Below are 20,896 nucleotides of genomic sequence, written 5' to 3'. Positions count from 1 at the left end.
CGGAATGGTCTTGCCAGGGTCGGCCTCGTTGCTTCCACCGCTTTGCTTCCTCGTCGCCCTTGCGGTGGTCCGCGCGGCGATCGCCTATGCGCATCGTCGCGGCATGCTGGACCAGCCTGGACAGCGGCGCTCCCACACCATCCCGACCCCGCGTGGCGGCGGGATCGGCATCGTCGTCGCGGTATTGATCGGTTTGCCGGTCATTGCCCTGGACGTTGTGTCGGCCGAGCGCCGGCTGACGTTTGCTGCCGTCTGGCTGGGTCTGGCCTGCGTGGCGTGGACCGGATGGTGGGACGATCACCGCCCGCTTCCGGTCGTCCCCAGGCTGGTGGCCCAGACGGCTGCCGCGGGATTGCTGGCGCTGGCGTTGTGCGCCTCCGGTGTCCCGGTTGCATGGTTGCCGCTGCTGCTGTTCGTCGGCGTGGGGAGCATCAACCTGCACAATTTCATGGACGGCATTGATGGCCTGCTGGCACAGCAGGCGATGTTCGTGATGGCAGGGCTGGCTTGCCTTGCGCTGGCCCTGGCTCAGCCGGCCTATGGGCTGGCCATCGTGGCGCTTGCCGTGGGGTTCGCGACGGCCGGATTCTGGGTATACAACCGGTCACCGGCCCGCATCTTCATGGGCGATGTCGGAAGCGGCTCGTTGGGGTTTCTGGTGTTCGCCATCGGAGCGATGCTGTGGCGGATCGCCCCGGCCACGTGCTGGCCAGCCGCCATCCTGTGCTCGGCGTTCTTCACCGACGCCGGCATGACGCTGCTGGTCAGGATCTGGCGAGGTCGCCGCTGGTACAGTGCGCATCGCGAACATCTTTACCAGTGGATGGTTCGCGGGGGGCGGTCCCATGGAGCGGTGTCCGGGTCTTATACGGCCTGGAACCTGCTGGTGTGCGCTCCGTCGGCGTATGCCGCATGGCGCATGGGCGCGCAAGGCTGGGTGGTTTTTGTCGTGATCTACGGCGTGTCGTTGGCGGTCTGGATGATGCTGAAGCGGCGTTGCCTTCGGCGGGCTAGGGAGCGGAAATTCTGATGTCGGTTCGTAAGTTCATCGCAGCGATCCATCCGCGCGCGGCTGTGGTGGTGCATGACCTCGCCGTGGCCGCCATCGCCTGGTGGCTGGCCAAGGCGCTTCGCTATGCGATGAAGCCGGACGAAGTGGTCAGCTTCGTTGCCCTCGAATTTCCGCTGGTCCTGGCCGTGCAGGGCCTGCTTTTTGCCTGGACCGGCCTGTACAAGGGCGTGTGGCGGTTCGCCAGCCTGCCGGACCTGTGGAACATCCTGCGCGCGGCCGTGGCCGGCAGCCTGGTGATCGGCCTGGTGCTGTTCCTCTACGACCGGCTTGCCGGGGTTCCCCGTTCGGTACTGCTGCTTTACCCGGTGATCCTCGCCACCCTGCTGGGGGCCCCGCGTCTGCTCTACCGGTTCTGGAAGGACAGTCGCGTCGACCTGTTCGAGTCCAAGCCGGCCAAGCGTGTCCTCATCGTGGGCGCGGACCGGGCCGGTGAAGCGCTGTTGCGCGACCTTCGTCGGGACAGCCGCTTCAACGTGGTGGGGTTCGTCGACGATCTGGGCAGCCTGCGCGGCGCCAAGATCAGCGGCTGTCCGGTACTGGGGCGGTTCGAGGACCTGCCCGACGTGGCGCGCGAGACCGGCGTGGAAATGTTGCTGATCGCGTTGCCCGGAGCGTCCACGGCGCAGATGCGCCGGGTGGTCGAGCTGTGCGACTCCACCGGACTGCCGTATCGCACGGTTCCCCGGCTCGAGGACGTCGTTGCCGGGCGCGCCCATTTCAACGAGATCAAGGAGGTCGCGATCGAGGATCTGCTCGGGCGCGATGCCATCCAGCTTGACTGGACCGCGATCCGCGAGAATCTCACCGGCCAGCGCGTGATGGTGACCGGCGGCGGTGGCTCGATCGGTTCGGAGCTGTGTCGCCAGGTGGCGCGGCTCGGGGCGGCGGCGCTGACCGTGGTCGACAACAGCGAGTACAACCTCTATCGCGTGGCCAAGGAACTGGCTGCGGATTTCCCCGAGCTGATTCTGGATGGCGTACTGGCCGATTGCGGCGATCGGGTCGCGATGGCGCAGGTGTTCGTCGACCACAAGCCGCAGGTGGTTTTCCATGCGGCCGCCTACAAGCACGTGCCGCTGTTGCAGAGCCAGTTGCGTACGGCCTTCCGCAACAACGTGCTCGCCACGCGCCAGGTGGCCGAACTGGCCCACGAGCACGGCGTCGGGTGCTTCGTATTGATCTCCACCGACAAGGCTGTGAATCCCACCAGCGTGATGGGGGCGTGCAAACGTATTGCGGAGATCTGGTGCCAGAATCTCAGTGCCCGCTCATCGACCCGCTTCATCACCGTGCGCTTCGGCAACGTGCTCGACTCGGCCGGCTCGGTGGTGCCGCTGTTCCGTCAACAGATCCGTGACGGTGGGCCGGTTACCGTCACCCATCCGGAGATGTCGCGCTACTTCATGACGATTCCGGAGGCGTGCCAACTGATCCTGCAGGCATCCACCCTGGGCCGAGGCGGAGAGATCTTCGCGCTGGACATGGGGGAGCCGGTCAAGATCCGCGATCTGGCCGAGCAGATGATCCGGCTGGCCGGAAAGAAGCCGGGCACCGAGATCCCCATCGTCTATACCGGGCTGCGAGCGGGCGAGAAGTTGTTCGAGGAGTTGTTCCACGCGCAGGAAAACTACAGCGAGACCGCCCACGCGAAGATCTTCCTGGCACAGCACCGCGAGGTGGCCTGGGAGTTGCTGGTGGCGGCCATCAACAAATCGGCGGAAGCGGTCGACCGCTTCGATGAAGAGGAACTGCGGCGTTGCGTGTCCAGCCTGTTGCCCTCGTTCCGCTGGAGCGAGACGGCGCAGCCGGCCAACGTCGTATCCATCCGTCGCCAAGAGACTGGAGAAAGGTAAGTGAGCAAGCCGTTGCGCAAGGTGGTGTTCCCCGTCGCCGGACTCGGCACCCGGTTTCTTCCCGCCACCAAGGTGGTGGCCAAGGAGATGCTGCCGGTGCTGGACCGTCCGCTGATCCAGTACGCAGTGGACGAGGCGGTCGACGCCGGGGCCGACACCCTGGTGTTCGTCACCAACCGCTACAAGCACGCCATCGCCGACTATTTCGACAAGGCCTACGAGCTGGAGGCCAAACTGCAGGAAAAGGGCAAGTCCGACCTGCTGGCAATGGTCCAGGGCACGCTGCCCAGGCACGTGCGGGCGATCTTCGTCACCCAGCCCGAGGCGCTCGGCCTTGGTCATGCGGTACTGTGCGCCAAGCCGGTGGTCGGCGACGAGCCGTTCGGGGTGATTCTGCCTGACGATCTGATCTGGAATACCGGCCGCGGTGCCCTGGGGCAGATGGCCGAGCTCTCCCAGGCCCAGGGCGGCGCGGGCGTGATCGCCGTGGAGGAAGTGCCCCACGACGAGACCGACAAGTACGGCATCGTGGCCGCTACGCCAGTGGATGAGCGCAGTGCCGAGATCCGGCACATGGTGGAGAAGCCGAAGCCGGCGGACGCACCCTCCAACCTGGCCGTGGTCGGTCGCTACGTGCTCCCCGGGCACATTTTCGAGCTGCTCGAGCGCACCACGCCCGGAGCCGGTGGCGAGATCCAGCTCACCGACGCGATCGAGGCGCTGCTCAAGGAGCAGGGCAAGGTGCTGGCCTACCGTTTCCAGGGCACCCGCTTCGACTGCGGCAACAAGGCCGGTCTGGTGCGCGCCACCATGCACATGGCCATGCAGGATCCGAAGCTGGCGGCGGTGGTGCGCGAATTCGTCGCCACCCACTGACGGCCTTGGCTTCCGCCTGTGGCGTTCGGCACGGGCCGGACGCCGTCAGCCCCGCGGGTGGCGGTATGCGGTTATCCTCCGGGCTTCGTCGATAGCCGGTTCACCCTTGCCCTGATGCCCCCTGTACCGGCCGCCTCCTATTACCGCGCCACCGCGAACGCCTACGCGCCCTTCGCGCCGCTGCAAGGTCGGCGTGAGGCCCGCGTGGCGATCATCGGCGGCGGATACGCTGGCCTGAATACCGCACTCGGCCTGGCCGAGCGCGGCGTCACCGACGTGGTGCTGCTCGAGCGCGAGCAGGTGGGCTTCGGTGCGTCCGGGCGCAACGGCGGTTTCGTCTTTGCCGGCTACTCGCTCGGCGAGCAGTCGCTGCTCGACCAGCTCGGCGCCGAGCGCGCGCGTGCGCTGTTCGGGCTGACCACGGCGGCCGTCCACCGCATCCGGGAACGGGTCGCCCGTTACGACATCGCCTGCGACGCCGTGGACGAAGGCGTGATCTGGGCCAACTGGTTTCGCGACCCGGCCGTATTGCGCGATCGCCAGACCCTGCTGGCCGAACGCTACGGCGTGCACTGGGAATGGCTCGATCAGGCCGAGCTGCGTGACCGCGTGCGCAGCGAACGCTATTTCGACGGGCTTTACGAACGCGACGCGCTGCACCTGCATCCACTGAACTACGCCATCGGCCTGGCCTCGGCGGCGGCGGAGCAGGGTGTGTCGATCCATGAAGGAACGGCAGCGAAGCGCATGGAGCGGGCGGGCCTGCGCTGGAGGATCGTCACGGCACAGGGCGAGATCTTCGCCGACCAGGTGGTGCTTGCCTGCGGGGGATACCTCGCCGGACTGCAGAAGCCGATCGATCGCGCGATCCTGCCGATCGCCACCTACGTGATGGTGACCGAGCCGCTCGGGGACCGCCTGGATGACTGCCTGCGCACGCGTGCGGCAATCTACGACAGCCGCTTCGCCTTCGATTATTACCGTCCGCTGCCCGATCGCCGGCTGCTGTGGGGTGGACGGATCTCGGTGCTCAACCGTTCGTCCCAAGCCGTGCAGCGGCTGCTCAAGCGGGACCTGCTGCGGGTCTTCCCGCAGCTCGAGGGCGTGCGCATCGACTATGCCTGGTCCGGCCTGATGAGCTACGCACGTCACCAGATGCCGCAGATCGGCAGCGACGGCAACGGCCTGTGGTGGGCGCAGGCGTTCGGCGGTCACGGAGTGGGACCGACCTGCGCGGCGGGCGAGCTGGTCGCCGCCGCGATCGCCCAGGGCGACGAGGGCTGGAAGCAGTTCGCCGATTACGGCCTGCCCAGCACCTGGCGGCCATTCGGCTTCGCGGGAGCCCAGGCCACCTACTGGTGGCACGAGTTCAACGACTGGCTGAAGACCCGCCTGGAGGGCTGAGCGTGGCGAACGGCCGTGTGTGGCCGCTACCCTGCGGTTTTTCCACAGCGCACCGCGTGAGTCCATGAGCGACGCCAATGTTCCCGCAGAGATCAGCTGGGCCGACTTCGAGCGCGTGCTCATCGTTGCCGGCACCGTTACCCGGGTCGAGGCGTTTCCCGAGGCCCGCCGTCCGGCATGGAAGGTATGGGTGGACTTCGGTCCCTATGGCGAGCGCAAGACCAGCGCGCAGATCGTGTCGCTGTACCGGCCCGAGGATCTCGTCGGCCGGCAGATCGTCGGCGTGATCAACTTTCCCGAGAAGCAGGTCGGGCCGTTCCGTTCGCAGTTCCTGCTGACCGGGTTCCACACGGATGAGGGTGTCGTCATCACCACTGTCGAACGCCCGGTGCCGAACGGTTCGCGCTTGTCCTAGCCGGAGGCGGCGGATGAAGCAGCGGATCGCACCCGGCATGCAAAGGGCGCGGACGCCCGTAGCCTGGCCGACGATCGTTGACGGCACGTGGGCTTCCGTCCCGAGTCGGGCCGGAAGCAATGGGACGGGCGGAGCCGGGGCCGCGGCAGCTGGGTTGCGTGCCACGGCTGCAGCATCGACCGGGTGGGAGCACCCCACGGGCAACGCGCGCTCGATGCGCGCGCTCGGGCGTCAGTCGCGCGAGTCCCTGCGGCCATCGAGCCAGACCTCCAGCCCCTGCGTGTTGAGGGTGATGTCCATGTCCAGCGCCAGCGCTTCCAGTGCCTCGCGGCCCTTGGTCCAGCCGTGGGCCTGGGCGCGGGAAAAATACAGGGCGGCCAGGGAAGCGCGAAGCCGATGGTAGCGATCCGGCTGGCCATCGGCTTCGAGTGCCAGCTCAACCATGGCATCGATCTGTGCGTGAAGGTCGGCAGCCAGTCGTTCCACCGCTTCCACCCGCCCGTAGTGGGTCAGGTACATCGCCTCGGGTTCCAGCGCGAGCAGGCGGTCGATCGAGTCGTGCAGCGCCTCCGGATCGAACTGCACCGGCGAGGTGGTCGGAATGATGAAGGGTCCCCGGTCGGTATCCAGGTCGCGATAGGACAGCCCGAAGGTGTCGCCGGTGAAGCAGGCGTTCGACTGGCGGTCGTAGATCGCCATGTGGTGCCTGGCGTGTCCGGGCGTGTGGATGCACAGCAACTGCCGGCCCTGGAGGTGCACGATGTGCCCGTCGGCCGCCTCGATCACGCGCTCGGCCGGCACCGGGCGCAGCCGCCCGTACGTTTCGTCCATCACGGCCTCGCCGTACACCGCGCTGGCGCCGGCCCACAGCTTTGAGGGATCGATCATGTGGCGCACGCCGCGCGGGTGCACCACCAGTTTCGCGTTCGGCAGCTCGGCCATCAGCTCGCCGGCGCCGCCGGCATGGTCGAGGTGCACGTGGGTGAGGATCAGCCAGTCCACATGCGCGGGGGTCAGCTCGGCGGCGTCCAGCGCGGCGAGCATGCGCGGCACGGCGTAGTTGGTGCCGCAGTCGATGAACGCCGCGCGATCGCCTTCCACCACGAGGTAGGCGGCGTCGAATTGCGGGCGCACGAAGCCGGTGTCGATGGTGTGGATACCGTAGGGAACGCTCATGACTGCCTCCGTCCAGGAACAGTCCTCAGGGTAGCAAGCCACCCCGTGACGGGCAGTTGAACCTTGGTCGCGGAACGGCTGGGCAGGCAAGCGCGTGAGCATCCTCCGGGCCGCGATCCGTGAGCAGCGATGGAAAATGCGCCGGAGGAACCGGTTCGCGCTGACGGCTGTCGGGTGGGCAGCCGCGTCGATCGGGGACTTCCTCGACGAGTGCCATATCGCGGTGCCACTGTTCGAGCGGCATGGTCTGGCTGACTGGCGGCGATCGGGGCTCCGTGCAGCGCCACCTGCGACAGGGCCATGACGCGTGGGTTGTGTCGCTGACGACGGCCACCCGCCTCTCGGCGGGTGGCCGGGGTGGCTCATGCCGCGGCGTCCACCAGCACCAGCTCGGCGTCCTCCAGTGCGGTGACACGCAGGGCCGGCTCGTTGCGGATAGCCGCGCCATCGCGCGCATCCAGCGACACGCCATTGACCTCCACCTTGCCCTTGGCCGGAACCAGGTAGCCGTGGCGTCCGTCGCCCAGCACGTAGGTGGTGCTCTCGCCGGCCTTCAGCGTCGCGCCCAGCACGCGGGCGTCGGTGCGCAGGGGCAGGGCGTCGGTGTCTTCCTTGATGCCGCTGGCCAGAGTGACGAACTTGCCGGCGCGATCGCCGCGCGGGAACGGCTTGGCGCCCCAGGAGGGCGGACGGCCGTGTTCGTCCGGAATGATCCAGATCTGGAAGATCCGCGTGGTGCCCGGCTCGAGGTTGTACTCGCTGTGGGTGATGCCGCTGCCCGCGCTCATCACCTGCACGTCGCCCGCCTCGGTGCGCCCCTCGTTGCCGAGGTTGTCGCGGTGGGTGATGGCACCCTCGCGCACGTAGGTGATGATCTCCATGTCCGAATGCGGGTGCGGCGGAAAGCCGGTGCCCGGGGCGATGGTGTCGTCATTCCACACACGCAGCGCGCCCCAGCCCATCCGGCGCGGGTCGTGATAGCCCGCGAACGAGAAGTGGTGCTTGGCATTGAGCCAGCCGTGGTCCGCACTGCCGAGGGTGCTGAAAGGACGGCGTTCGATCATGACGTTCTCCCATGTGGTCGGCGCCGGTCGGCGCCCTGGAGCGAACGATAGGCGCAATCATGTCGTGCGCATAGTGACGCCAATAGAACTGATTGTTGCCTTATTGGATCAATATTGGAAACGATCAGGGCTCCCACGTGAGCACCAGCTTGCCGATGTGCTGCGAGCTCTCCATCAGTGCATGCGCCTGGGCGGCCTCGGCGGCCGGGAACATCTGGTGCACCACCGGCCGCACCGTGCCCGCGGCCAGCAAGGGCCATACGTGCTCATGCAGCGCCCGGGCGATCGCCGCCTTGAACGCCACCGGCCGGTTGCGCAGGGTCGAGCCGGTGATCGTATGGCGCCGACGCATCAGCGCACCGGCGTCGATCGTGGCAGCGCTGCCGCCCAGTGTGGCGATGATTACCAGCCGGCCGCCTTCGGCCATGGCGTCGAGCTCGCGGGGCACGTAGTCGCCGGCAACCATGTCCAGCACCACGTCCACGCCACGGCCGTCGGTCAGCGCCTTGATCCGTGCCACGAAATCCTCCTCGCGGTAGTTGATGGCCTCGGCACCCAGGGCGGCGCAGGCGTGGCATTTCTCCGCGTTGCCCGCGGTGGCGAACACCCGGTGGCCAAGTGCGCGCGCCAGCTGGATCGCGGTGACGCCGATGCCACTGGAGCCACCCTGCACCAGCAGGGTTTCCCCGGCACCGCCTTCGCCCCGGCCGAGCTGGCCGCGGTCGAACACGTTGCTCCATACCGTGAAGAAGTTCTCCGGCAGTGCCGCGGCCTCGACGATGCTCAGGCCAGCAGGCACCGGCAGGCACTGGCCCAGCGGAGCTACCGCGTATTCGGCATAGCCGCCGCCGGCAAGCAGGGCGCAAACGGCATCCCCGGCTTTCAGGCCAAACGGGTTGTCGCCACTGAAGTCGCCCTCGACCAGCTCGCCCGCCGCCTCGAGCCCGGGCAGGTCGGAGGCGCCTGGCGGTGGCGGGTAGCGGCCGAGGCGCTGGAACACGTCGGGCCGATTCACCCCGGCGGCGGCGACGCGGATCAGTACTTCGCCCGGCCCTGCAGCCGGACGTGGCCGTGCGCACGGCGTCAGTACTTCCGGACCACCCGGTTCCCGGATGGCGATGGCGCGCATGGTGGTCATCGCAGGCTCCTGATCGACGGTGAAGATCGCCCATGATCGCGCAACGGCAGTGCAGGGCGTGCGATGTACCCTTGGCTGCAGGTGGGGAGGCGCGCATGCGGGAAAGCGATACGACGGCACCGATTCGATCCGGCGGGTGCAGTGGGCCCGCGTCGGCGCGCTGGATCGCCGTCGTGCTGTTGCTCCTGCAGTTGACCGGTTGCGCGCTGGTGCATGTGAAACAGGGCGATCCGCGGGACTACGACGAAGGCCGTCGTGGCGACGTCCTCAGCACCGGCCATCTCAGCTATGCCAGCCGCAACGCGATGTCGCGGCTGGGGCTCGATCCCGATCGCTGCGTGGCCGAGCCGTCGCCCTGCGTGGAGGCGTTGCGCGAGGCGACCATCTTGGGCAATGACTCTCGCCTCTCCGCGTTGGCCGAGCTCGCCCTGGACGGTGCGCTCAAGGCCGACCGCTCCGCCGGCCGCGATACCGCCGGCCCGATCGCCGACTACCTCGATGCCGCGCGCTATGCCTACGCCTATCTGTTCTTCGGCGAGCGCACGCCGCGCGAACGCGCTTTCGAGGATCGGCAGACGCAGATGCGCGACAGCTACAACTACGCCGCCGAGCGCGTCGCGGCACTGCTGTTCGCGCGGGGGCAGCGGGCCGGGCACGTTCATCCACCGTCCCCGGGCAGTGCCGAGGCGGTGGATGGCTGGCGCCTTCGCTACGGCGAGATCCAGCTGACCCTGCCGCGCGGCGCGCCGAAACTCGAGGCCATGGTGCCGGCCTCCCGCCTGCGCATCGACGGGCTCGAGAGCGTCTATCGCCGGGACGGTCTCGGTGCCGAGGTAGTGATGGTGGCGCGTCCGACCCAGGCCGCCCGGCGGGCGCCGACGCAACCGTTCGCCGAGACCGGTTACCTGCCGGCCACCGTGTTGCTGCAATTTCCCGGCGACACCCTGGCGCAGGTGCTCGACACCCGCGAAGCGGTGGTCGACGCCCTCGATCCGTATCGCCAGGACACGATGCAACTGGACGGCCAGACCGTGCCGCTGGCGGCCAACTTCAGCGCACCGTATGCGCTTTGGCTGGCCGAGTCCGGCTTCAACCGCAAGGCGATCGACAACCTCCTCGGACGCGACAACGCGCTCGATCATCCGCGCGTGATCCTGATGCAGCCGTACGATCCCCATCGCCTCACGGTGGTGATGATCCATGGCCTGGCTTCCAGTCCCGAGGCCTGGGTGAATCTCGCCAACGAGGTGATGGGCGACGAGGCGCTGCGCAGGCGCTATCAGATCTGGGAGGTCTATTACCCGACCAACGCACCGATCCCGGTGAACCTGGTGCAGATCCGGGCGGCGCTGGAGCAGACCTTCGCCGCGCTCGATCCGGCCGGCACCGCGCCGGCCAGTCACCACGTCACGTTGATCGGCCACAGCATGGGCGGCGTGATCGCGCGATTGCTGGTGGTCGACAGCGGCGAAGTGCTCTGGCAGCGCATCTTCCACGCTCCTCCGGATTCGCCGCGGCGCAGGCGGCTCGCCGCGTTGGCACCCTACCTCACCATCAAGCCGCTGCCTGGCGTGGACGAGGCGATCTTCCTCGCCGCGCCGCATGCCGGCACGCCGGTCGCGGGACACTGGCTGGCACGCATGGTCACCCGGCTGATCCGCCTGCCGAAGACCCTGCTGGATGCCAGTACCCGCATCGCCGATGCGCTGGCCGGGGAACTGCCGGAGCAGGCGGCGCTGTTCCGCGCCGCGCCGACCGGTGTCAACGTACTGCGCGACACCAGTCCCTACCTGCGGGCCACGTCCACGCTGCCGATCGTGCCCGGCGTGCGCTATCACTCGATCATCGCCCGGCGCAGCGCGGAAGGGCCGCTGGAGGTCTCCAGTGACGGCTTCGTGCCTTATGCCAGCGCACACCTGGCAGGCGCGGCGAGCGAGAAGGTGATCGTCTCCGGCCACAGCGTGCAGGAGACGCCGCAGGCGATCCTGGAGATCCGGCGCATCCTGCGCGAGCACGCAGGTCTGCCTGCCGGGGACGCGGTCGTGCCGCGTGCATCGGACACATCGCGCTAACACGCGGCCTGTCCGGGCGACATATGCTCCATCGGTCACGTCACCCGGGAAGCGCCGATATGTCGATCCGTACCCTGGTCCTGCCGCTGCTGTTGGCATTGGCGGCGTGTACGGCGTGCTCCGCCAAGCCGGTGCCCGGCGCGTCTCCGGATTCCATCGTGCCGGTTGATCCGGCCTCCTTGCAGGGCTACCACTGGAAGCTGCAGTCGGCGATCGATGCGCATGGCAAACGCATCGCGGCCCTGTTCGTGCGCCCCGACCGGCCGGTGCAGCTCGATTTCTCGCAGAACCACCTGACGATCGGCCAGCTGTGCAACGCCAGGGGAGCGAATTACCGCATCGAACAGGGGCAACTCGTGCTGGGCCCGATGCTCTCCACCCAGATGGCCTGCCTGCAGGCCGGCCTGGGCGGCCTCGATCAGGCCGTGGTGCAGAGGTTGAAGAGCCGGCCATCGATCTCGATCGACCGGGAGGGAGCCATGCCCCAACTGCAGCTGGTCACCGCCGACGGCGACGTGCTGCAGTTCACCGGGCAGCCGACGGCCGAGAGGCGCTACGGCGGGCCAGGGCAGGTCGAATTCCTGGAGGTGGCGGCGCAGGACGTGCCATGCGACACCGGCGCATCCCGCGACACCCGATGCCTGAGCGTGCGCGACCGGCACTACGACGCCCACGGCCTGAAGAGCGGCGAGCCCGGGCCGTGGCATGTCATGACGTCGGGCATCGAGGGCTACACGCATGAACCCGGCATGCGCAATGTCCTGCGGGTAAAGCGCTTCGATACCTCGAAAGGTCCGGCCTACGTGCTCGACATGGTGGTTGAATCGGAGAAAGTCGCCAGCCCCTGATCCCGGCGCAGACCGGGGCGCGGCCAGCGCGTGGAGCGCACCGGCCGCGGTCGGGCCTCAGTCGTCGGTGCCGACCACCTTGCCGGTATCCGGATCGACGTCCAGCTTCACGTGCTTGCCGGCGCGGTTCTCGGCCTTGGCGGTCCACAGCCCGTCATCGAAATCCACGTCGTGCACGTCGGTGTAGCCGGCGCTGGAGAGGGCGGCACGGATGTCGTCCTCGCCCAGGCGGGCAAGCTTCTGGTCGTCCGCATAGGCCTTGCCGGTGCGGGCGTCGACGCGCAGGTGCACGTGGTGGCCATTGCCGCTCTCGGCCTTGGCGCGCCACATGCCGTGGCTGAATTCCAGATCATCGACGTCGTTATAGCCCTGCTGCTGCAGTTGTGCCCGGATCTGTGCCTTGGTCATCACGCCATGATCCGGCGACTGGGCCATCGCCGCGCCGGCAAGGCCCAGCGCGAGGGCGGTGGAAAGTACGACCGTTTTCATCGCCTCGTCTCCTGTGGGGAAGGGAGTCCCGAGTCTTGGCAGGCGGGGATCAGCGAGCGGTGAAGATGGCGTGGCGGGTGCGTGGGGTGTTCAGGCGACGTCGTGCGGCCGGCCGGTGCTAAGGTCACGCGCTGTCAGGATCTTGAGGGGACGCCGAAGATGTCCGGTTCCAGTCGTGCCGACGACGGGGAGGCCTCCACGGAGCGTCTGCCGCCCCGGCAGGTGGTTACACGCAAGTTCCCGGTGATGTCGATGGCGCCCACGCCGGTGCTGGACACGGCGGACTGGTCGCTGACGCTCAAGCACGGCGTGCGTCCGCTCAGGCGCTGGGACTGGGCGGGTTTCGATGCGCTGCCCAGGCAGCGCGTCGTGCGCGATATCCACTGCGTCACCCGCTGGTCGAAGCTCGATACGGCCTGGGAGGGCGTGTCACTGGACGACCTGTTCGCCGACGCGGGCATCACCCCACCCACCGGCTTCGTGCTGGCGCACAGTGCCGACGGCTACTCCACCAACCTGCGGATCGACGACCTGCTCGGCGGTCGCGCGATGATCGCCACCCGCTACGACGGCCAGCCGCTGCCGCCCGAGCACGGTGGTCCGGCCCGTCTGCTGGTGCCGCACCTGTATTTCTGGAAGTCCGCCAAATGGCTCACCGGCCTGCAGTTCACCGCGCGCGACGAAGCGGGGTTCTGGGAGTTGCGCGGGTATCACATGCGCGGGGATCCGTGGCGCGAAGAGCGGTTCGCGGACGATGAATAAGAGTGGCGATTTCTTTCTTCGACCGAGCCGAAGCGGCCCTGGACAAGGCCCGCACCGGATCCGTTCGTGCAGCAGCGCGCCATGGCGGAAAGCGCCATGCACAGGTCCCGTCCTGCCATGAAAATTCTCCTCTTCGGCAATTCCGGGTCCGGCAAGAGCACGTTGGCCAGACGGCTGGCTGCGGACCATGGACTGGCGCATCTCGATCTGGACTCCATCGTCTGGGAGCCGGGGAGGATCGCCGTGCAGCGATCGACCGAGGCCATTGCCGCGTCCCTCGCGGCGTTTCTCGCCGGGCATGACCGCTGGGTGATCGAGGGCTGCTACGGCGAGCTGGTTCAGGCCGCGTCCGCCCACTGCACGGAACTGGTGTTCCTCAACCCCGGACTGGAAATCTGCCTGGAACACAACCGCCGGCGCCCCTGGGAGCCGCACAAGTACGCCTCGAAGGAGGCGCAGGACGCCATGCTCGAGGCCCTGCAGGCCTGGGTGGCCGGATACTACGAGCGTGAGGATCAGTGGTCGTACCAGGCGCATCGGCGCATCTACGATGCCTTTGCAGGCCACAAGAGCGAGCATCTCGATGACACCGGGGCTCGCGGCCGATGGGGGCTTCACGAGTCTTCCGGCCGGTAACCGCACATGCTTCCCGATTCCGCGGAGCGCCCCATGAAAGCGAACCTTCATGCCGTGCATCCCGTGCTCGCCTGCCGCGAAGTGGGTGAGTCGGTGCGCTTCTACCGCGATCTCGGTTTCGTGCTGTTGTTCCAGGACGCACCCGAGGCGCCGAAGTACGCAGCCGTGGGGCGGGACGGGGTGGAGATCCACCTGCAATGGGCGGACGCGGGGCAGTGGGCTTATCCCACCGATCGTCCGGTCTGCCGCTTCCAGGTGGACGACGTGGACGCGCTCTACGAGGAGTTCGTCGCGAGCGGCAGCATCGGCGAGCAGCACCACCCGGAAGGTCCCTGGGCGAGACCGTCGCAGACGCCTTGGGGAACCCGCGAGTTCCATCTCCACGACCCCGGCAGGAACGTCCTCCAGTTCTATTCCCTTCGGTAGAAGACGGCCTCCGCAGCGACGGACGCAGTCGTGATTGATGGGGGTCAATACGCCGGCGCATGCGCTGGCCTAGGGTGTCGGGCGTGGTGATTGGCCACATTCGCATGGGTTTCGCGATGAAGGCTTGCACGGTAAGGCGCGGTCGCGAGAGCGTGGAGCGTTCGCGATGAAGGCGCCCGACGATTCCGGAGCCGGTGGCGGTGGGCGGTCCGATGCCGCGGCAGTCACCGCGTTGCTGGGCGGCGGTCCGGGTGGCGGGCGCGGTCGCCGGGTTCTGCGCTGGATACTGATTGTCCTCGCGCTGCTGGTCGTGGTCGTGGCCGGCTACGGCTGGTTGCTGCGTGGTCGTGAGGCGGCCCAGCCGCGCTACCAGACGGCGGAGGTCACCCGCGGCAACCTGGTGGTGACGGTCGCGGCCACCGGCAACCTGCAGCCGACCAACCAGGTGGACGTGGGCAGCGAACTGTCCGGCATCATGGAGTCGGTCAAGGTCGACGTGAACGACACGGTCAAGCGCGGCCAGGTGCTGGCCCAGCTCGATGTGTCGCGGCTCAGGGACCAGATCGCCAACGCGCGCGGGGCGCTTGCCGCGGCCCGCGCCCAGGTGGCGCAGGCCGCGGCCACGGTCACCGAGACGCGGCTGCAGTTGAGCCGGCTCCAGCGCATGTTCGCCACCAGCGGTGGCACGGTGCCGGCCCAGGTGGACATCGATACCGCACGGGCGGCCATGCAACGTGCCGAGGGTGCCGAGGCGAATGCCCGCGCGGCCGTGGTGCAGGCGCAGGCGTCGCTCAGCACCGGCGAAACCAACCTGGCCAAGGCGTCGATCCGCTCGCCGATCGACGGCGTGGTGCTGAGCCGCTCGATCGAGCCGGGGCAGACCGTGGCCGCCTCGCTGCAGGCGCCGGTGCTGTTCACCCTGGCCGAGGATCTGTCGAAGATGGAGCTGCAGGTCGACGTGGACGAGGCCGACGTGGGCCTGGTGCACGATGGCCAAGAGGCGACCTTCACCGTGGATGCCTATCCCGGTCGCGAATACCCGGCCAAGGTGCGCCGGGTCGGCTTCGGCTCGCAGACCAAGGACGGCGTGGTGTCCTACCTCACCGTGCTCACCGTGAACAACGATGACCTCAGCCTGCGTCCGGGCATGACCGCCACCGCCGCGATCGTGGTCAACGAGCGCCGGCAGGTGCTGCTGGTGCCGAGTGCCGCGCTGCGCTTCACGCCGGCATCCACGACATCCAGTCAGGCCTCGGGCAGCCTGGTCAGCCGGCTGATGCCGCGACCGCCGCACGGCCCGAGCCGCGCGGTGTCGGGCAACGGCAAGTCCCGCCAGGTGTGGGTGCTGCGCGAGGGCGAGCCGCTGGCGGTGCCGGTCACGGTCGGCGCCAGCAACGGCCAGTTGACGGAGGTGACGGGAGGCGAGCTGCAGTCCGGCATGCGGGTGATCACCGAGAGCCTCGGTGGTGCCCAGTGAGCCAGGGTGACGGCGCCGCGGCGCCGCTGATCGAACTGGCCGGCGTCACCAAGACCTACGGTCAGGGGGCGGTGGCGTTCCAGGCGCTGCGCGGCGTGGACCTGGTGGTGGAGGAGGGCGAGTTCGTGGCGATCATGGGGCCGAGCGGCTCGGGCAAGTCCACGGCGATGAACATTCTCGGTTGCCTCGACGTGCCGACCACCGGCAGCTACCGCTTCCGCGGTACCGCCGTGGAGCGGCTCTCGCGCAACCAGCGGGCGCTGTTGCGCCGGCATTACCTGGGCTTCGTGTTCCAGGGCTACAACCTGCTGGGCCGCACCAGCGCACTGGAAAACGTGGAGCTGCCGCTGTTGTACCGCGGCGAGCCGCCGGCTGCGCGTCACGCCGCGGCACGCGAGGCGCTGGCCGCGGTGGGACTGACCGGCTGGGAACACCACGTGCCGGCCGCACTGTCCGGCGGGCAGCAGCAGCGCGCCGCGATCGCCCGCGCCATCGTCACCCATCCCGCGGTGCTGCTCGCGGACGAGCCCACCGGCAATCTCGACACCCGGCGCAGCCGCGAGATCATGGATCTGATCGCCGCGCTCAATCGCGACCGCGGCATCACCGTGCTGATGGTGACGCACGAGCCGGACATGGCCGCCTACGCCCGGCGCGTGGTGCACTTCGTCGACGGCCAGGTGGAGAGCGACATGCGCCAGGCGGGGGTGGCCTGATGTTCTGGAACACGCTGCTGCTGGCGCTGAAGGAGATCCGCCGCAACCTCACGCGGAGCTTCCTGACCGTGCTCGGCATCCTGATCGGCGTGGCCGCGGTGATCACCATGGTCACGCTCGGCAACGGCGCTACCGCGTCGGTATCCGCGCAGATCGCCAGCCTGGGCAGCAACCTGCTGATGGTGCGTCCCGGCCAGCGGCTGGGGCCGACGCGCGATACTGCCGGTGCGGCGGCCTTCCGGCTGGCTGACGCCAACGCCATCCAGAGCCAGGTGAGCGGCCTGGCCGGGGTGGCGCCGGTGGTCTCGCGCACGGTGACCGTGGTGCACCTGGCCAGCAACTGGTCCACCAGCGTGGTGGGAACCACCAACGACTACTTCACCGCCGGCAACTGGAAGTTCGCCGCGGGCCGGCCGTTCCTGGACGCCGAGCTGCAGGCCGGCAAGGCGGTGTGCGTACTGGGCGAGACCGCGCGCAACAAGCTGTTCGGCAGTGAGAACCCGGTCGGCGGGGCGATCCGCGTCAAGCAGTTTTCCTGCGAGGTGGTCGGCCTGCTGGCGGCCAAGGGGCAGTCGTCGATGGGGCGTGATCAGGACGACACGGTGGTGATGCCGCTGCGCACGGTGCAGCGGCGGCTGGCCGGTAACCAGGACGTGGGCATGGTGCTGGTGTCGGTGCAGCCCGGCGTGCCGACCGCGCAGGCCAAGCAGCGGATCGAGGCCCTGCTGCGCGAGCGCCGGCACATTGCCGATGGCCAGGAGGACGATTTCAACGTGCTCGACACACGCGAGATCGCGGACATGCTCTCCAGCACCACGCGCGTACTCACCCTGCTGCTCGGTGCGGTGGCCGCGGTGAGCCTGCTGGTGGGGGGCGTGGGGATCATGAACATCATGCTGGTGTCGGTGACCGAGCGCACCCGCGAGATCGGCATCCGCCTGGCGGTGGGGGCGCTGGAGCGCGAGGTGCTGCTGCAGTTCCTGATCGAGGCGGTGGTGCTGTCCTCGATCGGCGGACTGCTGGGCGTGCTGCTGGCGACGGTCGGTTCGATCGTGCTGGCACGGGTGCTCGAGGTGCCCTACGTGTTCGGACCGTCGATCAACCTGCTGGCGTTCGCATTCTCGGCGGTGATTGGCGTGGTGTTCGGCTATTTCCCGGCGCGCCGGGCGGCACGGCTGGACCCGATCGAGGCGCTGCGCCACGAATGACCATAGCGAGGGGCGGGTGCGGGCGCCGGGCGGGCCGGCGATACTCTGGCCTTCTCCCGGCCACCGGTACAGACACCCATGGGCAAGACCCGGCTCGAAGCATTCAGCGATGGCGTGCTCGCCATCATCATCACCATCATGGTGCTGGAGATGAAGGTGCCGCACGGCGTGTCGCTGGGGGCGCTGTGGCCGGTGCTGCCGGTGTTCCTGAGCTACGTGCTGAGCTTCGTCTACGTGGGCATCTACTGGAACAACCATCACCACATGCTGCACCTGGTGCGCAGCGTCAGCGGCGGCATCCTCTGGGCCAACCTGCACCTGCTGTTCTGGCTGTCGCTGCTGCCGTTCGCCACCGGCTGGATGGGCGAGAACCACTTCGCCGCGGTGCCTTCGGCGCTGTATGGCGTGGTGTTGCTGATGGCGGCCGTGGCGTACTGGATCCTGCAGCGGGCGATCATCCGCGTGCAGGGGCCGGGCTCCGCCCTGGCGGGCGCGCTCGGCCGCGACTGGAAGGGCAAGCTGTCGCCGTTGATCTATGTGACTGGCATCGTCTTCTCGGTCTGCGCGCCTGGGCTGGGCATGGCGTTCTACGCCGGTGCGGCCCTGCTGTGGCTGGTACCGGACCGGCGGATCGAGCGGGTGGTGGTCCGGTCGACCGACTGAGCGGCGCGGCGGGTCGCCGCAGCGGCTCGCAGATTGACGTGCGTCATCGGCCGTGCGGACGGAGGCGGCGAGGATGGACGGTATCCGATCGATGCCGTGGAGGCCGTCATGTCGAGCAAGTCCTTCGTCGAAATCACCCAGGATCTCAACCGCGCCATCGCCACCATCCGCGCCGCCGCGCCGGGCACGATGGGCGGCTTCTCCACCATGGCCAAGGCCGCGCTCGAACCGGGGGCGCTGTCGGCGATCGACAAGGAGCTGATCGCCCTGGCGATCGGCGTGGCCGGACACTGCGACGGCTGCATCGGTTTCCACGTCAAGGCGCTGGTGCGCCTCGGCGTGGAGCGCGAGAAGTTCATGGAGACGCTCGCCGTTGCGGTCTACATGGGCGGCGGACCGTCGCTGATGTATGCGGCCGAGGCGGTACGCGCGCTGGAGGAGTTCGGCGAGGCCTGCCAGTCCACCGCGAGCGAGGTCTAGCGCGGCCGGTGCCCGCTCAGCTCGTGGCCGGCGTCGTGGGCGAAACGCAGGTGCCAGATCGTCGAGCTGAGCGAGACCAGGGTCACCGCCACGAACGCGAACGAGAAGTCGGCCGCCTGCGGGTGGGCGTGGCCACGCACACCCATTGCCAGCCTCAGCAGCAGCGCGCCGGCGCATACGCCGAACGAGAGCATCAACTGCTGCAGCGTGGTGTACAGCGCGTTGGCCGCACCCAGCCGTTCGCGCGGCACGCCCTCGTAGGCCACCGTGTTGTACGCGGCGAACTGGAACGACATGAAGGCTCCGCAGCCCATCAACAGGCCGAACATCAGCGCAAACGGCCAGTCCGGGCGGAACAGCGCACACACCGCATACCCGAGGCTGCTCAGCACGCCGTTGTAGAGCATGCCGTTGCGGAAGCCGACCAGCTGCAGCAGGCGCGGGGTGAACGAACGGGTGAGCAGGGCGCCCAGCGCGGTAGCCAGCACCAGCTGGCCGCTGCGCACGGCCGAGAAGCCGAAGCCGATCTGGAACATCAGCGGCAACAGGAACGGCTGCGCGCCCTGGGTGATGCGCATCAGCGAGCCGCCGATCACCGACAACCGGAACGAATCGATACGCATCAGCCCCAGGTCGAGCAGCGGCTCGGCCCGGTGCCGGGCGTGCCACAGGTAGCCCAGGCAGCCGGCCAGGCCGACCGCCAGCAGCGTCGCCGCCATCCCCAGGTCCGCGCTCTGTCCGACCATTTCCAGCCCGAACAGCAGGCCACCGAGTCCCGCGCCGCAGAGCGCAAAGCCACCAACGTCGAGCGGACTGCGTCCGGCATGCTGCGCGATCGGCGGGATGAACCGACGCACCAGCCAGACCCCGAGCAGGCCAATCGGCAGATTGATGTAGAAGATCCAGCGCCAGCTCAAGTACGTCACGATCAGTCCGCCCAGCGGCGGACCTGCGAGGGGGCCCAGGAACGCCGGCACCAACGACCAGGACATCGCCGAGACCAGGTGCCTGCGCGGCACCGCCGATAGCAGGATCAAGCGGCCGATCGGCGCCATCATCGCGCCGCCGGCGCCCTGCAGCAGCCGCGCGGCCACCATCGCCGGCAGGTTGGGGGCCAGCGAGCAGGCGATCGAGCCGAGCAGGAACACCCCGATCGAGGCGGCGAACACGCGGGTGGCGCCGAAGCGGTCGGCGACCTTGCCGCTGACCGGGATCAGGATCGCCAGGGCCAGCAGGTAGCTGGTCATCGCGATGCTCATGGCGGGCGCGCCGACGTGGAAGTCGCGCGCCATGGTGGGCAGCGCGGTGGCCAGCACCGTCGCGTCCAACTGCTCCATGAAAATCGCGCAGGCGATGATCAGCGAGATGACGCGGTAGTCGGGAAACGCCGGCGTCCCGGTATCGGACGCAAGGGGGGCCGCGGTCGACTGGCTCACGGAGGGACTCGGTGCGGGCGTGGGAAGCCGGCAGCGGTCGTGGGGGTGGCCGCGGCGGCGCTTGCGCCCGGGGAGCGGCGCGGCGCGGATTATAGAGGGCCGCCCGGTATCGACAACGAGACCTGGCGGCCGGGCATCGCGGGGATGCCCGGCCATGTGCCGGTGACGGTCAGTCGGCGTCGTCGGGTGGAACCGGGGGCGCCGGAGGCGGCGGTGGCGCGTCGAGTTGCGGCGGCTGCGGCGGGCGTGGAGCCATCGGCGGCGGAGGTGGCGGAGGCGGCGGCGGGAAGTCGCTCAGTGCCTTCCAGCGATCCATGGCCTTGTCGCCGACGATGCCGCGGAGCTTGTCGCAGGTGGCCTTGTCGTCCTGGTGACGCCGCTCGAACAACTGCTGCACCTGCCGGGCCTGGTCGGTGCTGATTCCGAGCACCGCCTGCCAGCGGCTTTCACGGGTGAAGTCGGGAAACATCGGGTGCGACGTGGACTTCCACTGCCGGTCGAGGCAGCCGGGCGGGAGCGGCGGCAACGGAACGCCGTCGACAGTCACCCGGGTACGATCGACTTCGATTCGACGGGCGTTCTGGGCGGTCGGCGGCGTCTGGTCCGTCGGTTTGCCGGCCTGTGCCGACGCGGCGCCGGCACAGGCGAGACCGGCGAGGACGACGATCAAGCGGGTTTTCATCAG

Annotated in this window: 21 protein-coding genes; 15 read left to right on the top strand and 6 right to left on the bottom strand. The window is 68.6% G+C overall.

All coding sequences use genetic code 11. The features are described 5' to 3' along the window. The first annotated feature begins 4 nt into the window (after positions 1-4). From ATSB10_RS05460 to ATSB10_RS05440, 5 genes are all read left to right on the top strand, one after another. Positions 5-1,030: an MraY family glycosyltransferase gene (locus tag ATSB10_RS05460; RefSeq protein ID WP_063671106.1), complete on the top strand. Its 1,026-nt coding sequence runs from the start codon at positions 5-7 to the stop codon at positions 1,028-1,030. Continuing rightward, positions 1,030-2,925 (top strand): polysaccharide biosynthesis protein, encoded by a 1,896-nt coding sequence (locus ATSB10_RS05455; protein WP_063671104.1) that lies wholly within the window; start codon positions 1,030-1,032, stop codon positions 2,923-2,925. The genes ATSB10_RS05460 and ATSB10_RS05455 overlap by 1 nt, the downstream gene beginning before the upstream one ends. Continuing rightward, entirely contained in the window at positions 2,926-3,801 is an 876-nt protein-coding gene (gene galU / locus ATSB10_RS05450; RefSeq protein WP_063671102.1) for a UTP--glucose-1-phosphate uridylyltransferase GalU, read from the top strand. A gap of 114 nt (positions 3,802-3,915) precedes the next feature. Next, positions 3,916-5,205: an NAD(P)/FAD-dependent oxidoreductase gene (locus ATSB10_RS05445; protein WP_063671101.1), complete on the top strand. Its 1,290-nt coding sequence runs from the start codon at positions 3,916-3,918 to the stop codon at positions 5,203-5,205. 64 nt (positions 5,206-5,269) lie between these two features. Continuing rightward, positions 5,270-5,620 carry a tRNA-binding protein gene (locus tag ATSB10_RS05440; RefSeq protein ID WP_063671100.1) on the top strand — a complete coding sequence of 117 codons (351 nt, stop codon included), beginning with the start codon at positions 5,270-5,272 and terminating at the stop codon, positions 5,618-5,620. A gap of 231 nt (positions 5,621-5,851) precedes the next feature. Here ATSB10_RS05440 and ATSB10_RS05435 read toward each other — a convergent pair whose 3' ends face one another. From ATSB10_RS05435 to ATSB10_RS05425, 3 genes are all read right to left on the bottom strand, one after another. Further along, positions 5,852-6,796, bottom strand: coding sequence for an MBL fold metallo-hydrolase (locus tag ATSB10_RS05435; protein WP_063671099.1), 945 nt, complete (start codon positions 6,794-6,796; stop codon positions 5,852-5,854). Between the two features lie 362 nt (positions 6,797-7,158). Continuing rightward, positions 7,159-7,860, bottom strand: coding sequence for a pirin family protein (locus tag ATSB10_RS05430; RefSeq protein ID WP_063671098.1), 702 nt, complete (start codon positions 7,858-7,860; stop codon positions 7,159-7,161). Positions 7,861-7,984: 124 nt separating this feature from the next. Beyond that, positions 7,985-8,998, bottom strand: a complete 1,014-nt coding sequence (locus ATSB10_RS05425; RefSeq protein WP_205631097.1) for an NAD(P)H-quinone oxidoreductase — start codon at positions 8,996-8,998, stop codon at positions 7,985-7,987. Between the two features lie 173 nt (positions 8,999-9,171). On the opposite strand from ATSB10_RS05425, the gene ATSB10_RS05420 reads away from it, so the two are divergent. Further along, a complete protein-coding gene (locus ATSB10_RS05420) occupies positions 9,172-11,070 on the top strand; it encodes an esterase/lipase family protein (protein ID WP_335645880.1) in 1,899 nt (632 codons plus the stop codon). 59 nt (positions 11,071-11,129) lie between these two features. Continuing rightward, positions 11,130-11,918 carry an META and DUF4377 domain-containing protein gene (locus tag ATSB10_RS05415; RefSeq protein WP_063671095.1) on the top strand — a complete coding sequence of 263 codons (789 nt, stop codon included), beginning with the start codon at positions 11,130-11,132 and terminating at the stop codon, positions 11,916-11,918. A gap of 57 nt (positions 11,919-11,975) precedes the next feature. Here the strand turns inward: ATSB10_RS05415 and ATSB10_RS05410 are convergent, their stop codons facing one another. Continuing rightward, positions 11,976-12,407: a PepSY domain-containing protein gene (locus tag ATSB10_RS05410; RefSeq protein ID WP_063671094.1), complete on the bottom strand. Its 432-nt coding sequence runs from the start codon at positions 12,405-12,407 to the stop codon at positions 11,976-11,978. Positions 12,408-12,566: 159 nt separating this feature from the next. Between ATSB10_RS05410 and ATSB10_RS05405 the strand changes: the two genes are divergently transcribed. From ATSB10_RS05405 to ATSB10_RS05370, 8 genes are all read left to right on the top strand, one after another. Next, entirely contained in the window at positions 12,567-13,169 is a 603-nt protein-coding gene (locus ATSB10_RS05405; RefSeq protein ID WP_063671092.1) for a sulfite oxidase-like oxidoreductase, read from the top strand. 66 nt (positions 13,170-13,235) lie between these two features. Next, entirely contained in the window at positions 13,236-13,805 is a 570-nt protein-coding gene (locus ATSB10_RS05400; RefSeq protein ID WP_236886499.1) for an AAA family ATPase, read from the top strand. A gap of 33 nt (positions 13,806-13,838) precedes the next feature. Next, on the top strand, positions 13,839-14,231 hold the full coding sequence (locus ATSB10_RS05395) for a VOC family protein (protein ID WP_063674348.1): 393 nt from the start codon (positions 13,839-13,841) through the stop codon (positions 14,229-14,231). Between the two features lie 166 nt (positions 14,232-14,397). Next, complete coding sequence (locus ATSB10_RS05390) at positions 14,398-15,708, top strand: efflux RND transporter periplasmic adaptor subunit (protein ID WP_063671091.1); 1,311 nt, start codon at positions 14,398-14,400, stop codon at positions 15,706-15,708. After that, a complete protein-coding gene (locus ATSB10_RS05385) occupies positions 15,705-16,424 on the top strand; it encodes an ABC transporter ATP-binding protein (protein WP_063671090.1) in 720 nt (239 codons plus the stop codon). The genes ATSB10_RS05390 and ATSB10_RS05385 overlap by 4 nt, the downstream gene beginning before the upstream one ends. Continuing rightward, positions 16,424-17,632, top strand: a complete 1,209-nt coding sequence (locus tag ATSB10_RS05380) for an ABC transporter permease (RefSeq protein WP_063671088.1) — start codon at positions 16,424-16,426, stop codon at positions 17,630-17,632. Before ATSB10_RS05385 ends, ATSB10_RS05380 begins: the two co-directional genes overlap by 1 nt. Positions 17,633-17,710: 78 nt before the next feature. Next, entirely contained in the window at positions 17,711-18,295 is a 585-nt protein-coding gene (locus ATSB10_RS05375) for a TMEM175 family protein (protein ID WP_063671087.1), read from the top strand. Positions 18,296-18,403: 108 nt separating this feature from the next. Next, the gene (locus ATSB10_RS05370) at positions 18,404-18,775 is read left to right on the top strand and encodes a carboxymuconolactone decarboxylase family protein (protein ID WP_063674347.1); all 372 of its coding nucleotides are present in this window, start codon (positions 18,404-18,406) and stop codon (positions 18,773-18,775) included. Here the strand turns inward: ATSB10_RS05370 and ATSB10_RS05365 are convergent. Beyond that, on the bottom strand, positions 18,772-20,211 hold the full coding sequence (locus ATSB10_RS05365; RefSeq protein ID WP_063671085.1) for an MFS transporter: 1,440 nt from the start codon (positions 20,209-20,211) through the stop codon (positions 18,772-18,774). The two genes, ATSB10_RS05370 and ATSB10_RS05365, sit on opposite strands and share 4 nt — an antisense overlap. A gap of 169 nt (positions 20,212-20,380) precedes the next feature. Then, positions 20,381-20,893, bottom strand: coding sequence for a hypothetical protein (locus ATSB10_RS05360; RefSeq protein WP_063671084.1), 513 nt, complete (start codon positions 20,891-20,893; stop codon positions 20,381-20,383). Between the last annotated feature and the right edge of the window lie 3 nt (positions 20,894-20,896).

The sequence above is a fragment of the Dyella thiooxydans genome (assembly GCF_001641285.1).
Lineage (GTDB): Bacteria > Pseudomonadota > Gammaproteobacteria > Xanthomonadales > Rhodanobacteraceae > Dyella_A > Dyella_A thiooxydans.
Note: the sequence above shows the minus strand (reverse complement) of the source record. Positions and strands in the feature narration are given on the sequence as shown.

Bases quoted from the DNA above. Each gene is read 5' to 3' on its own strand.
- ATSB10_RS05380 (WP_063671088.1), top strand. From the start codon at position 16,424: ATGTTCTGGAACACGCTGCTGCTGGCGCTGAAGGAGATCCGCCGCAAC.
- ATSB10_RS05425 (WP_205631097.1), bottom strand. From the start codon at position 8,998: ATGACCACCATGCGCGCCATCGCCATCCGGGAACCGGGTGGTCCGGAA.
- ATSB10_RS05415 (WP_063671095.1), top strand. From the start codon at position 11,130: ATGTCGATCCGTACCCTGGTCCTGCCGCTGCTGTTGGCATTGGCGGCG.
- ATSB10_RS05370 (WP_063674347.1), top strand. From the start codon at position 18,404: ATGTCGAGCAAGTCCTTCGTCGAAATCACCCAGGATCTCAACCGCGCC.
- ATSB10_RS05440 (WP_063671100.1), top strand. From the start codon at position 5,270: ATGAGCGACGCCAATGTTCCCGCAGAGATCAGCTGGGCCGACTTCGAG.
- ATSB10_RS05445 (WP_063671101.1), top strand. From the start codon at position 3,916: ATGCCCCCTGTACCGGCCGCCTCCTATTACCGCGCCACCGCGAACGCC.
- ATSB10_RS05460 (WP_063671106.1), top strand. From the start codon at position 5: ATGGTCTTGCCAGGGTCGGCCTCGTTGCTTCCACCGCTTTGCTTCCTC.
- ATSB10_RS05455 (WP_063671104.1), top strand. From the start codon at position 1,030: ATGTCGGTTCGTAAGTTCATCGCAGCGATCCATCCGCGCGCGGCTGTG.
- ATSB10_RS05410 (WP_063671094.1), bottom strand. From the start codon at position 12,407: ATGAAAACGGTCGTACTTTCCACCGCCCTCGCGCTGGGCCTTGCCGGC.
- ATSB10_RS05430 (WP_063671098.1), bottom strand. From the start codon at position 7,860: ATGATCGAACGCCGTCCTTTCAGCACCCTCGGCAGTGCGGACCACGGC.
- ATSB10_RS05390 (WP_063671091.1), top strand. From the start codon at position 14,398: ATGAAGGCGCCCGACGATTCCGGAGCCGGTGGCGGTGGGCGGTCCGAT.
- ATSB10_RS05375 (WP_063671087.1), top strand. From the start codon at position 17,711: ATGGGCAAGACCCGGCTCGAAGCATTCAGCGATGGCGTGCTCGCCATC.
- ATSB10_RS05395 (WP_063674348.1), top strand. From the start codon at position 13,839: ATGAAAGCGAACCTTCATGCCGTGCATCCCGTGCTCGCCTGCCGCGAA.
- ATSB10_RS05435 (WP_063671099.1), bottom strand. From the start codon at position 6,796: ATGAGCGTTCCCTACGGTATCCACACCATCGACACCGGCTTCGTGCGC.
- ATSB10_RS05405 (WP_063671092.1), top strand. From the start codon at position 12,567: ATGTCCGGTTCCAGTCGTGCCGACGACGGGGAGGCCTCCACGGAGCGT.
- ATSB10_RS05360 (WP_063671084.1), bottom strand. From the start codon at position 20,893: ATGAAAACCCGCTTGATCGTCGTCCTCGCCGGTCTCGCCTGTGCCGGC.